This window comes from Mycobacterium sp. 360MFTsu5.1 (assembly GCF_000383495.1).
Taxonomy (GTDB): domain Bacteria; phylum Actinomycetota; class Actinomycetes; order Mycobacteriales; family Mycobacteriaceae; genus Mycobacterium; species Mycobacterium mucogenicum_B.
Map to the genome: position 1 here is coordinate 120216 of NZ_KB911471.1, position 13106 is coordinate 133321.

Here is a 13106-nt window from a genome sequence, read left to right on the forward strand (position 1 = left end):
ACTTGTCTGAGGAGTTGTGTATAGTCTACCCATCATGACGCGCGTGCTTCTCCTTGGCTGCCGCGGCGGGGTCTGAAACGACCGGCCCCCTGCCGTGGGGCTCTGTCGCGACCGGTCACTTTCATCCCTGACCGAAAGCAGACCACTCATGAGCACTTCCTGGAACCGTCAACAGCCGTCACCCATGCCGTGGCATCGCTACACCGATGTCTTCAATCGGGTGGATGTTCCCGTGGCCGAAAGGGATTGGCCCAGTAACCGAATCACCACCGCGCCGCTGTGGGTGCCCGTCGACCTGCGTGACGGCAACCAGGCCCTGGCCGAGCCGATGGACCCGGAACGCAAACGCCGGTTCTTCGAGCAGCTCGTCGCCATCGGCTACAAGGAGATCGAGGTCGGCTACCCGTCGGCGTCGCAGACCGACTTCGACTTCGTCCGGCTGTTGGCCGAAACCGACATCGCACCAGAGGATGTCACCATCGCGGTGTTCACCCCGGCCCGCCGCGACCTGATCGAGCGCACCGTCGAATCGGTGCTGGGCATGCGCAACGACGTCGTCATCCACATGTACACCGCGACCGCGCCCACGTGGCGAAACACCGTGCTGGGCAAGGACCGCGACGAGCTGCGCAGCCTGATCCTGCACGGCGCGCTCGACGTGCTCACCCTGACCGAGGACATGCCGAACGTCCGGTTCCAGTTCTCGCCGGAGGTGTTCAACCTCACCGAACCCGATTACGTGCTGGAGATCTGCGACGCCGTGTCACAGCTGTGGGACGCCACCGCGAGCCGGCCGGTGATCCTGAATCTGCCTGCCACCGTTGAGGTTGCGACGCCCAACGTGTACGCCGACCAGATCGAGTACATGCACCGGAACCTGGCCCGCCGCGACGCGGTGATCCTGTCGGTGCACCCGCACAACGACCGGGGGACGGGCGTCGCCTGCGCCGAACTGGCAGTGCTGGCCGGCGCGCAACGCGTCGAGGGCTGCGTGTTCGGCAATGGCGAGCGCACCGGCAACGTCGACATCGCCACCCTGGCGCTCAATCTGTATGCGCAGGGCGTCGACCCGATGATCGACTTCTCCGATATCGACGCGATCGCCCGCACCGTGTCGCACTGCACCCGGATGCCGATCCACGAACGGCATCCGTATGTTGGCGACCTGGTGCACACCGCGTTCTCGGGCACGCATCAGGACGCGATCAAGAAGGGCATGGCCGAGCACCGGGCCCGGGCAGCGGCGCAGAACCGGGACGAACGCGAAATCGATTGGCGGGTGCCGTATCTGCCGATCGATCCGGCCGACATCGGCCGCAGTTATGACGCCGTCATCCGGGTGAACTCACAATCCGGCAAGGGCGGCATCGCCTACCTGCTGAACACCGGGTACGGACTGGACCTGCCGCGGCGGCTGCAGATCGATTTCGCGCGGCATGTGCAGGCCCACACCGACGGCAGTGGCGCCGAGGTGACCGCCGCCGAGCTGTACGAGCTGTTCGAGGCGACCTACCTGGGCTGCAGTGGCCCGGTGGAGCTGAAGGACTGGCACGCCAGCAGCGACGACACCACCGAGATCACCCTGACCGTCAACGGGGTCGCCCGCACGAGTACGCACCGCGGCGTCGGACCGGTCGAGGCGCTGACCCAGGCGCTGGCCGATGTGGACCGGCCCGTCGAGATCCTGAGCCTCACCCAGCAGTCGATCGGCGACACGGCGGTCACCTACCTCGAGCACCGCGGCGGCTGGTCGTGCGGCCGCAGTGACTCGGTGCTCACCGCGTCACTGGCGGCGGTGATCCGGGCGGCTAACGCGCCCTGAGCACCTCGAGCGCCTTGTCGGCGTGAGAGTCCATCGAGATCTCGCTGGCGATCACCTCGAGAACCTTGCGGTCGGTGTCGATGACGAACGTGGTCCGCTTGACGGGCATCAGCTTGCCGAGCAGGCCACGTTTCACACCGAACGCCTCGGCCACCGCGCCGGAGGTGTCCGACAGCAGCGGGTAGTCGAAGCTGTGCTTCTCGGCGAACTTGTCCTGCTTCTCGACCGCGTCCATGCTGATCCCGACCCGGGACGCACCGACGGCGGCGAACTCGGCCGCCAGGTCGCGGAAGTGGCAGGCCTCCATGGTGCAGCCCGGCGTCATGGCCGCGGGGTAGAAGAACAGCACGATCGGCCCGTCGGCCAGCAGTTCGGAAAGGCTGCGGTTCGTCCCGGTCTGGTCGGGGAGATTGAACTCTGCGACGACGTCACCACGTTTCATGGTTGCCACGCTACTTCTGGGAGGATGACCGCGTGAAGACGACCTCACGTGAGGAATTCCAGGCGCTGGCCGCCGAGCACCGTGTCGTGCCGGTGACGCGCAAGGTGCTCGCCGACAGCGAGACGCCGTTGTCGGCCTACCGCAAGCTGGCCGCCAACCGTCCCGGCACGTTTCTGCTGGAATCGGCCGAGAACGGGCGCTCGTGGTCGCGATGGTCGTTCATCGGTGCGGGCGCCCCGTCGGCGCTGACGGTCCGTGACGGCGAAGCCGTCTGGCTCGGCAACACCCCGCAGGACGCACCGCGAGGCGGCGACCCGCTGCAGGCCGTGCGCGACACCCTGGCGCTGCTGCAGACCGCGCCGGTGCCGGGGCTGCCGCCACTGTCGAGCGGGCTGGTGGGTTACTTCGCCTACGACATGGTGCGCCGGCTGGAACGGCTGCCGGAGTTGGCGGTCGACGACCTCAAACTGCCGGACATGGTGCTGCTGCTGGCCACCGACATGGCCGCCGTCGACCACCACGAGGGCACCATCACGCTCATCGCCAACGCGGTCAACTGGAACGGCACCGACGAGCGCGTCGACTGGGCCTACGACGATGCCGTCTCCCGCCTCGACGTCATGACCAAGGCGCTGGGGGAGCCGCTGCCGTCGAGCATCGCGACCTTCAGCCGGCCACAGCCGCAACCGCGCCAGCAGCGCACGGTCGAGGAGTACACGGCCATCGTCGAGAAGCTCGTCGGCGACATCGAGGCCGGCGAGGCGTTCCAGGTGGTGCCCTCGCAGCGCTTCGAGCTGGACACCGCCGCCGACCCCATCGACGTGTACCGGGTCCTGCGGGTGACCAACCCCAGCCCGTACATGTATCTCCTCAACGTGCCCAATGCCGAAGGCGGCCTTGACTTCTCGGTCGTCGGCTCCAGCCCGGAGGCGCTCGTCACGGTGAAGGACGGGGTGGCGACCACGCACCCCATCGCCGGCACCCGGTGGCGCGGCGCCACCGAGGAGGACGACATCCTCCTCGAAAAGGAGCTCCTCGCCGACGACAAGGAGCGCTCCGAGCACCTGATGCTGGTCGACCTGGGCCGCAACGATCTGGGCCGCGTCTGCCGGCCGGGGACCGTCCGCGTCGAGGACTACAGCCACATCGAGCGCTACAGCCACGTCATGCACCTGGTCTCCACCGTCACCGGCCACCTCGCCGACGACAAGACGGCGCTGGACGCCGTCACCGCCTGTTTCCCGGCCGGGACGCTGTCGGGGGCGCCGAAGGTCCGGGCCATGGAACTCATCGAAGAGGTCGAACTGACCCGCCGCGGCCTGTACGGCGGTGTGCTCGGGTATCTCGACTTCGCCGGTAACGCCGACTTCGCCATCGCGATCCGCACCGCGCTGATGCGCGGCGGCACCGCTTACGTGCAGGCCGGTGGTGGCGTCGTCGCGGACTCCAACGGGCCGTACGAGTACAACGAGTCGTCCAACAAGGCCAAGGCCGTCCTGGCGGCGATCGCGGCTGCCGAGACCCTGAGCGAGCCGTGAGGACCACCCGCACCGCTCAGGTGCTGCTGCTCGTCGCCGCGCTGATGCTGTGGGGCGCCTCCCGGCTGCCCTGGGTCGACGTGTCGTCGTTCGACGGGCTGGGCCAGCCGAAGACGACGACGCTGTCCGGCGCGGCCTGGTCCACGGCCCTCATCCCGCTGGCGCTGCTGGCCGGCGCTGCCGCGGTGGCGGCGCTCGCCGTGCGGGGCTGGGCGCTGCGGCTGCTGGCGCTGCTGGTCGCCGTCGCGAGCGCTGGGATGGGATATCTGGCCATCAGTCTGTGGGTGGTCACCGACGTCTCGGTGCGCGCCGCCGACATGGCACAGATCGCGGTCATGTTCCTCGTTGGCACGCAGCGGCACTACTGGGGTGCCGGGGTGACGCTGGCCGCCGCCGTGTTGACGCTGGTCGGAGCCGTTTTGTTGATGCGTTCGGCCGGTCAGAGTGCTGCGGCGCCGGCCACGTCGAAATATGCCGCGCCGGCCGCGCGCCGCGAGGCGGCACAGGAAGAAGCCGCCGACGGCATGTCCGAACGGATGATCTGGGACGCCTTGGACGAAGGCCATGATCCGACCCGGAACGAGGGACCTGATCCCTCCCAGAACGACGGCGGCGGGAAATGAGCGTGGCCCGGTGGCAGTCTGCGCCGCCCTGGCGACTACCCTTCGAGATGATCATCTGGCTTGCCGAACCGGCACGGAAGGACGACGACGCGTTATGACTTCGGGGACCGTGCTCGACTCCATCATCGAGGGAGTTCGCGCTGATGTTGCCACCCGTGAAGCCGCGCTGAGTCTGACCGAGGTCAAGGAGCGGGCCAAGAAGGCGCCGACGGCCAAGGACGCTCTCGCCGCGCTGCGGGAGCCGGGCATCGGCGTCATCGCCGAAGTGAAGCGGGCGAGCCCCAGCAAGGGGGCGTTGGCGCAGATCGACGATCCCGCCAAGCTGGCCAAGGCCTACGAGTCCGGCGGTGCCCGGGTGATCAGCGTGCTGACCGAGGAGCGTCGCTTCAACGGTTCGCTGGCCGATCTGGACGCCGTGCGTGCCGCGGTGTCGATCCCGGTGCTGCGCAAGGACTTCATCGTCACCCCGTACCAGATTCACGAGGCCCGGGCGCACGGCGCCGACATGCTGCTGCTGATCGTCGCGGCGCTGGAGCAGTCGGTGCTGACCTCGATGATCGACCGGACCGAGTCGCTCGGGATGACCCCGCTGGTCGAGGTGCACACCGAGGAAGAAGCGGACCGCGCCATCCAGGCCGGTGCCAAGGTCATCGGCGTCAACGCCCGCGACCTCAAGACCCTCGAGGTCGACCGCGACTGCTTCGGCCGCATCGCACCCGGTCTGCCGAGCAACATCATCCGGATCGCCGAGTCGGGAGTGCGTGGCACCGCCGACCTGCTGGCCTACGCCGGTGCCGGCGCCGACGCCGTCCTGGTCGGCGAAGGCCTGGTGACCAGTGGCGACCCCCGCAGCGCCGTCGCCGACCTGGTGACGGCCGGCACGCACCCGTCCTGCCCGAAACCAGCCCGCTGAATTGCGGGCTCCTGCGCGAAGAAGCAGCCCGAGTTCTCATGTCTGATCACACAGGTACTGAATTGCCGCGGATGAGCGCGGCGGTCGCCGAAGCCACGAGCCACGACCCCGACGCCAAGGGGCACTTCGGTGCCTACGGCGGCCGGCTGGTACCCGAGGCGCTGATGGCGGTCATCGAGGAAGTCACCGCGGCCTACGACAAGGTCCGCACCGACCAGACCTTCCTCGACGAGCTCGACCGGCTGCAGCAGCACTACACCGGCCGGCCGTCGCCGCTCTACGAAGCGACGCGACTGTCCGAACATGCCGGCGGTGCGCGACTCTTCCTCAAACGAGAAGACCTGAACCACACCGGTTCTCACAAGATCAACAACGTGCTCGGGCAGGCTCTGCTGGCCAAGCGCATGGGCAAGACCCGCGTCATCGCCGAGACCGGCGCCGGCCAGCACGGCGTCGCCACCGCGACGGCCTGCGCGCTGCTCGGCCTGGAGTGCGTCGTCTACATGGGTGCGGTCGACACCGCGCGGCAGGCGCTGAACGTGGCCCGGATGCGGCTGCTCGGCGGCACCGTGGTGTCGGTCGAGGCCGGTTCGGCGACGCTCAAGGACGCCATCAACGAAGCCTTCCGCGACTGGGTCACCAACGCGGACGACACCTACTACTGCTTCGGCACCGCGGCCGGGCCGCATCCGTTCCCCGTCATGGTGCGCGACTTCCAGCGCGTCATCGGCATGGAGGCGCGGGTCCAGATTCAGGAGCAGGCCGGTCGGCTGCCCGACGCGGTGACGGCATGCGTCGGCGGTGGATCGAACGCCATCGGCGTCTTCCACGCCTTCATCGACGATCCGGGGGTGCGCCTGGTCGGTTTCGAAGCGGCCGGCGACGGCGTCGAAACCGGAAGGCACGCCGCCACTTTCACCGGCGGGTCGCCGGGTGCGTTCCAGGGCTCGTTCTCCTACCTGCTGCAGGACGAGGACGGCCAGACCATCGAATCGCATTCCATCTCAGCCGGTTTGGACTACCCGGGCGTCGGTCCCGAACATGCCTTCCTCAAGGACATCGGCCGCGCCGAGTACCGGCCGGTCACCGACACCGAGGCCATGGAAGCGTTCGGGCTGCTGTGCCGCACCGAGGGCATCATCCCGGCCATCGAGTCGGCGCACGCGGTGGCGGGCGCGTTGAAGCTGGGCAGTGAACTGGGCCCGGGTTCGGTGATCGTGGTGAACCTGTCCGGCCGTGGCGACAAGGACGTCGAGACCGCCGCGAAATGGTTCGGTCTACTGGACGGTGAGACTGGGGAAGCGTCATGAGCCGACTGGCTGGATTGTTCGAATCGTGCCGGGCCGAAGGGCGTTCGGCGCTGATCGGGTACTTGCCGACTGGTTACCCGGACGTGCAGACGTCCATCGACGCGATGGTCGCGATGACCGAATCCGGTTGCGACATCATCGAAGTCGGCGTCGCGTACTCCGATCCGGGCATGGACGGGCCGGTCATCGCCGCCGCCACCAACACCGCGCTGCAGAACGGGGTTCGGGTCCGTGACGCGTTGAAGGCCGTCGAGGCCATCAGCAACGCCGGCGGGCACGCCGTCGTCATGACCTACTGGAATCCGGTGTTGCGCTGGGGCGTCGACGCTTTCGCGCGTGACCTGGCGTCGGCGGGCGGGCTCGGGCTCATCACGCCCGACCTCATCCCCGACGAGGCCGACGAATGGTTCGGCGTCTCCGACGCCCACAACCTGGACCGCATCTTCCTGGTGGCGCCGTCGTCGACCCCGGAGCGGCTGGCCGCCACAGTGCAGGCCTCGCGCGGGTTCGTCTACGCCGCGTCGACCATGGGCGTGACCGGTGCGCGCGACGCCGTGTCGAACATGGCGCCGGAACTGGTGTCGCGGGTGCGTGCAGTGTCGGACATCCCGGTGGGTGTCGGCCTCGGTGTGCGATCGCGCGGACAGGCGGCCGAGATCGCCGCCTACGCCGACGGCGTCATCGTCGGCTCGGCACTCGTGTCGGCGCTGGGTGACGGCGGCATCCCCGCGGTACGCGCTTTGTCCGAAGAACTGGCCCACGGAGTACGACAGAAAGTTTCCGCGTGACCACATCGTTGCTGGCATACATCCCGAGTCCGGCCCAGGGCGTCTGGCACTTGGGGCCAGTACCGATCCGGGCCTACGCGCTCTGCATCATCACCGGCATCATCGCCGCGCTGATCATCGGCGATCGCCGATGGGTCGCGCGCGGTGGTGAACCGGGCGTCATCTACGACATCGCGCTGTGGGCGGTGCCGTTCGGCCTCGTCGGTGGTCGCCTGTACCACCTGATGACCGACTGGCGCACCTACTTCGCCGAGGGCGGCGCGGGCTTCGCCGGTGCTGTCCGGATCTGGGACGGCGGCCTGGGTATCTGGGGTGCGGTCGCGCTGGGTGGCGTCGGCGCATGGATCGGCTGCCGCCGGCATGGAATTCCGCTGCCTGCGTTCGGTGACGCCATCGCACCCGGCATCATCCTGGCCCAGGCCATCGGCCGCCTCGGCAACTACTTCAACCAGGAGCTGTACGGCCGGCCGACCGACCTGCCCTGGGGCCTGCAGATCTTCCAGCGCAGCGACGGTTCCGGCGTCGTGAACCCGCATCTGCTCAACGGCGTCTCGACCGGGCAGGTCTATGAGGTCGTACACCCGACGTTCCTCTACGAATTGCTGTGGAACCTCCTGGTTTTCTTCATCCTCCTGTGGGCCGACCGCCGCTTCAAGCTGGGTCACGGCCGGCTGTTCGCGCTGTACGTCGCCGCCTACTGCGTCGGCCGCTTCGGCGTCGAGCTGATGCGCAGCGACACCGCGACGCTGATCGCTGGTATCCGCGTCAACTCCTTCACCTCGACGTTCGTGTTCATCGGTGCCGTCGTCTACATGATGGTGGCGCCGCGGGGCCGTGAGGATCCGTCGACGCTCGGTGGCCGGCAGGCCGAAGAAGCCGACGAAGAGACCGACGCTGAGGGCGCCCTGTTGGCCGTGCCCGTGGCTGTCGCGGCCGGCGCCGCTGCCGCGTCGGACGGCGATGCCGACGTCGCCGACGAGGCCGACGCCGTCGAGACCCAATCCGACGAAACCGTGGCGCTCGCCGAGCAGGCCGGCGACGCCGAGGGCGCGGTCGAGGAATCCGTCGACGAATCCGCCGACGAGTCAGTCGATTCCGAGGCAGTCGAGGCAGCAGACGAGTCCGACTCCGAGGCCGAAGAACTGGATGCCGAAGAGCCCGAGACCGCGGAGGCCGAAGCCGAGGCTGCTGACGCCGAAGACGTTGAGGCGGAGATCGCCGAAGGCGACGACAGCGCTGATGTTGAGGATGCCGCGGAAGCTGAAGCTGTCGAGGTGGCCGAGGAGTCCGAGGGGACAACGGAATCCGACGAGGTGGCTGACGAGGCCGCCGCGGAGACTGAGGTCGCCGACGGTGACGACAGCGCTGATGTTGAGGATGCCGCGGAAGCTGAAGCCGTCGAGGAGTCCGAGGAAGTAACGGATTCCGAAGCTGAAGACGCTGACGAAGCCGCCGCGGAGACTGATGTCGTCGACGGCGACGACAGCGCTGATGTTGAGGATGCCGCGGAAGCCGAAGCCGTCGAGGAGTCCGAGGAAGTAACGGATTCCGAGGCTGAAGACGCTGACGAAGCCGAAGACGCCGACGACAGCACCGACGAAACTGCCGATGAAGCCGACGCCGACTCTGAGCCGGCTGAAGAAGCTGCACCGAAGGCCGCAGTCACCGAAAAGGTTGAGCCCGTTGGGGTTCCCGTGTGGGAGCCGCCTTCACCTCGTCGTCGTTGGTGGCGCCGTCAGGGCTGAGCCAAGCCTGCAGGGCCGCGAATGTGCGGCCAGATCGCGGATCTGGCACCGAGGACGCACTGTGCGCACGCTCGGCGACCCTCGCTGTTGACCCTGAACTGAGGGCGCAAAAGTGCGAGTGGCGAACGCCGTCAGCGCAGAGTCAACGCGGCCGGGCGGCCCCTCGCCGTTGACCCTGAACTGAGGGCGCAAAACCCACTTCGTAGGCGCAGGGCCACCGCGACCTCACATCCACCCCGGGGCAAAAGTGCGCACAAGCTGCACATTCATGCGAACGGTATGTTCCGCAGTCGCCGGTCGTTATCGGTTGTGCGGTGGTTGGATGTCTCCTGTGGATGACATAGCCGACGGAGCGCAGTTGCAGCAGTCTCGGCAGGACCGCATCCTCAATGCGGCGCTGACGGTGTTTGCGCAGCGGGGCACGTCCGATGCGACGTTGCAGATGGTGGCTGATACCGCGGGCGTGTCAGTGGGGTTGGTGCAGCACCATTTCGGCACCAAGGACGGTTTGATCAAGGCCGTCGACGACGTGGCGATGAAACTCATCAGCTCGACCATGTTCGCCGCGCTGGAAAGCCCCGGGCCGGATTCGGTTGCCGCTATCGGCAGGGCGGTGCACGGCCTGCTCACCGACCATCTGGTGGTCATGGACTATCTGGGCCGGGCGGTGGCTTCTGAAACACCAAGTGGCATAGCGATATTCGACGCGATGGCGCGGATCGGCATCGACCGGTGGCAGCGCATGGTCGACAGCGGGGACGCGGCCGAGGGGCTCGACGTGGTCTGGGCCGGGCTGAATCCGTTGGTCCTGACGTTGGGCTCGATCATCTTGCGCCGGCATCTCGATCGGCACCTGCAGGCGTCGTTCACTTCTGATCCCGAGCTGGCCAGGTGGGAAGAGTCCGTCAACGAGCTGATCCGGCACGGCCAGTTGCGCCAATAACCCTCGCCTACGTTTGCCCGAACCGTTACAATACGGCAATATTGTCGCTGGGTTCGCGCGGCGGACGTCGGTGTCGAGGGGTCACCGACGTTCGCATTTGCACATCGCACGTACCAATTCCCTGTTCAGTCCGCGGCGAGCGAGCCCCCACCGGGCATCATGGACTGATGACGTCAGCAGGCAGGGCCGCGCGTGTGGCGGGAGTGGCCGGCACCGGCGCTGTGGCGGTGGCGACTCTGACGTATATCGGTGTCGCTGACCCGCATCACCCCGGATTCGGGTTTCCGCCGTGCCCGTTCAAGGCCCTTACCGGCTGGAACTGTCCGCTGTGCGGCGGGCTGCGCATGACGCACGACGTGCTGCATGGTGACTTCTCGGCTGCCGTCGTCGACAACGTCTTCGCACTCGTGGGATTGCCGCTGCTGACCGTCTGGCTCGTGGTGTGCTGGCGACGCCGCCTGTCGGTGGCGCCGCCGCTGGTGACGGCTCTGGTGGTGATGCTGGTGTGGACGGTGATCCGTAATCTGCCGGGCTTCCCTCTGGTGCCGACGTTCACCCAGCCGTAGCGCGCTGAGCTGCGGACACCGCCCAGCAACTCGCTGTTCGGCTGATGTTCGAGGCGCCGACGGCGCTCCCGACGGGCCGTTATCTGAATCGATCCACTATGCTCATGCACCGTGAATAGGCGCGGAAAAATCGTCTGTACCCTGGGCCCGGCTACGTCTACCGACGCGACCGTACTGGCGCTGGTGGAAGCTGGGATGGATGTGGCGCGGCTGAATTTCAGCCATGGTGCCCACGCCGATCATGAGACGGCGTACAAGCGCGTGCGGGCGGCGTCCGACACCGCCGGCCGCGCGGTCGGCATTCTCGCCGACCTGCAGGGCCCCAAGATTCGGCTCGGTCGCTTCGCCGACGGTCCCACCGAGTGGCACACCGGCGAAACGGTGCGGATCACCGTCGACGACTGCGAAGGCAGCCACGATCGCGTGTCGACCACCTACAAGCAGCTGGCCGAGGACGCCCGCGCCGGTGACCGCCTGCTCGTCGACGACGGCAAGGTCGGCCTGGTGGTCGACAAGATCGACGGCAACGACGTCGTCTGCACCGTCACCGAGGGCGGGCCGGTCAGCAACAACAAAGGCCTGTCGCTGCCCGGGATGAACGTGTCCGTTCCGGCGTTGTCCGAGAAGGACATCGAAGACCTGAAGTTCGCCTTGAAGCTCGGCGTCGACCTGATCGCGCTGTCCTTCGTCCGGTCGCCGGCCGACATCGAACTCGTGCACGAGGTGATGGACTCGGTGGGGCGCCGGGTGCCGGTGATCGCCAAGCTGGAGAAGCCCGAAGCCGTCGACAATCTCGAGGCCATCGTGCTGGCCTTCGACGCGATCATGGTCGCCCGTGGTGACCTGGGCGTCGAGCTGCCGCTCGAGGAAGTGCCGCTGGTGCAGAAGCGCGCCATCCAGATGGCCAGGGAGAACGCCAAACCCGTCATCGTGGCGACCCAGATGCTGGAGTCGATGATCGAGAACTCCCGGCCCACTCGGGCCGAGGCCTCGGACGTCGCGAACGCGATTCTCGACGGCGCCGACGCCGTGATGCTCTCCGGTGAGACCTCGGTCGGCAAGCACGCGCTGGAGGCCGTGCGGACCATGGCGCGCATCGTGAAAGCTGTCGAGGCGAACTCCACGGACGCGCCGCCGTTGACCCACGTGCCGCGCACCAAACGTGGCGTCATCTCCTACGCGGCCCGCGACATCGGCGAGCGGCTGGACGCCAAGGCGCTGGTCGCCTTCACCCAGTCGGGCGACACCGTGCGCCGGCTGTCCCGCCTGCACACGCCGCTGCCGCTGCTGGCCTTCACCGACCTGCCCGAGGTGCGCAGCCAGCTGGCGCTGACCTGGGGGACCGAGACGTTCATCGTCCCGAAGATGGAAAGCACCGACGGCATGATCCAGGAGGTCGACAAGGCGCTGCTGGAGCTGGACCGCTACAAGCGCGGTGACCTGGTGGTCATCGTCGCGGGTGCGCCTCCGGGCACAGTAGGCTCGACCAACCTGATCCACGTGCACCGGATCGGGGAGGAAGATCACTAACCGGGAGCGACGCGTGACGACTGCTGATTTCGAGGAACTGCTCAAGGTTCTCGACGTCACCCAGGTCGATGACGACACCTTCACCGGTGGTCATCCGAGCCGGAACCCGGTCCGTACCTTCGGTGGCCAGATGATGGCGCAGGCCTTCGTCGCCGCCAGCCGCACCGTACCGCCGAAGCTCCCGCCGACGACGCTGTCGACGCACTTCATCGCCGGTGGCGATCCGGAGCGCGACCTGGAGTTCAAGGTGGTCCGGCTGCGCGACGAACGTCGCTTCGCGAACCGCCGCGTCGACGTCATGCAGGGCGACACCCTGCTGGCGACGGCACTGGTGTCGCACCTGGCCGGCGGGCGCAGTCTCGAACACTCGGTCAAGGCCCCGGTGGTGCCGGATCCGTTGTCGCTGCCCACGATCGACGACCTGCTGAAGGGCTACGAGGAGACCGTTCCGCTGTTCGTAGAGGCGCTCAAACCCATCGAATGGCGCTACACCAACGACCCGGCCTGGGTGATGCGGGACAAGGGCGGCAAGCTCGACCACAACCGCGTGTGGCTCAAGACCATGGGTGCCATGCCCGACGATCCGGTGCTGCACGCTGCGGCACTGGTCTATTCGTCGGACACGACGCTGCTGGACTCGATCATCACCACCCACGGCCTGTCGTGGGGGCACGACCGGATTTTCGCGGTCACCATGAACCACACCGTCTGGTTCCACCGGCCCATCAAGTTCGACGAGTGGGTGCTGTATTCGACGACGTCACCGGTGGCCGCCGATTCCCGGGGCCTGGCGTCCGGCCATTTCTTCGACCGCGCCGGCCAGGTGCTGGCGACGGTGACCCAGGAAGGCATCGTCAAACACTTTCCGGGCTAAGGCTTTTGGTGT

General features: G+C 67.5%; 12 protein-coding genes. 11 read left to right on the top strand and 1 reads right to left on the bottom strand.

Annotated features, from left to right (window positions below; genetic code table 11):
- The first annotated feature begins 184 nt into the window (after positions 1–184).
- Positions 185–1822, top strand: a complete 1638-nt coding sequence (locus H289_RS0123240) for a 2-isopropylmalate synthase (protein ID WP_020103238.1) — start codon at positions 185–187, stop codon at positions 1820–1822.
- On the opposite strand, the gene H289_RS0123245 is transcribed toward H289_RS0123240, so the two are convergent.
- Positions 1809–2264, bottom strand: coding sequence for a peroxiredoxin (locus tag H289_RS0123245; RefSeq protein WP_020103239.1), 456 nt, complete (start codon positions 2262–2264; stop codon positions 1809–1811). The two genes, H289_RS0123240 and H289_RS0123245, sit on opposite strands and share 14 nt — an antisense overlap.
- Before the next feature lie 2 nt (positions 2265–2266).
- Here H289_RS0123245 and H289_RS0123250 point away from each other — a divergent pair, with 2 nt between their 5' ends.
- The 10 genes from H289_RS0123250 (at position 2267) to H289_RS0123295 (ending at position 13094) form a co-directional block, all read left to right on the top strand.
- Positions 2267–3802, top strand: a complete 1536-nt coding sequence (locus H289_RS0123250) for an anthranilate synthase component I (RefSeq protein ID WP_020103240.1) — start codon at positions 2267–2269, stop codon at positions 3800–3802.
- Positions 3799–4425 carry a TIGR02234 family membrane protein gene (locus H289_RS0123255; protein WP_020103241.1) on the top strand — a complete coding sequence of 209 codons (627 nt, stop codon included), beginning with the start codon at positions 3799–3801 and terminating at the stop codon, positions 4423–4425. The genes H289_RS0123250 and H289_RS0123255 overlap by 4 nt, the downstream gene beginning before the upstream one ends.
- Positions 4426–4519: 94 nt before the next feature.
- Positions 4520–5338, top strand: a complete 819-nt coding sequence (gene trpC, locus H289_RS0123260; RefSeq protein ID WP_020103242.1) for an indole-3-glycerol phosphate synthase TrpC — start codon at positions 4520–4522, stop codon at positions 5336–5338.
- Between the two features lie 38 nt (positions 5339–5376).
- Positions 5377–6648 carry a tryptophan synthase subunit beta gene (trpB, locus tag H289_RS0123265; RefSeq protein WP_029105634.1) on the top strand — a complete coding sequence of 424 codons (1272 nt, stop codon included), beginning with the start codon at positions 5377–5379 and terminating at the stop codon, positions 6646–6648.
- Positions 6645–7436, top strand: a complete 792-nt coding sequence (gene trpA, locus H289_RS0123270; protein WP_020103244.1) for a tryptophan synthase subunit alpha — start codon at positions 6645–6647, stop codon at positions 7434–7436. The genes trpB and trpA overlap by 4 nt, the downstream gene beginning before the upstream one ends.
- Positions 7433–9181 (top strand): prolipoprotein diacylglyceryl transferase, encoded by a 1749-nt coding sequence (lgt, locus tag H289_RS0123275; RefSeq protein ID WP_020103245.1) that lies wholly within the window; start codon positions 7433–7435, stop codon positions 9179–9181. The genes trpA and lgt overlap by 4 nt, the downstream gene beginning before the upstream one ends.
- Before the next feature lie 322 nt (positions 9182–9503).
- The gene (locus H289_RS0123280) at positions 9504–10124 is read left to right on the top strand and encodes a TetR/AcrR family transcriptional regulator (protein WP_064986752.1); all 621 of its coding nucleotides are present in this window, start codon (positions 9504–9506) and stop codon (positions 10122–10124) included.
- 167 nt (positions 10125–10291) lie between these two features.
- Positions 10292–10690, top strand: coding sequence for a DUF2752 domain-containing protein (locus H289_RS0123285; RefSeq protein ID WP_029105635.1), 399 nt, complete (start codon positions 10292–10294; stop codon positions 10688–10690).
- A 111-nt stretch (positions 10691–10801) separates the two neighbouring features.
- A complete protein-coding gene (gene pyk / locus H289_RS0123290; RefSeq protein ID WP_029105636.1) occupies positions 10802–12220 on the top strand; it encodes a pyruvate kinase in 1419 nt (472 codons plus the stop codon).
- A 13-nt stretch (positions 12221–12233) separates the two neighbouring features.
- Positions 12234–13094: an acyl-CoA thioesterase II gene (locus H289_RS0123295; protein WP_020103249.1), complete on the top strand. Its 861-nt coding sequence runs from the start codon at positions 12234–12236 to the stop codon at positions 13092–13094.
- Positions 13095–13106: the final 12 nt, after the last annotated feature.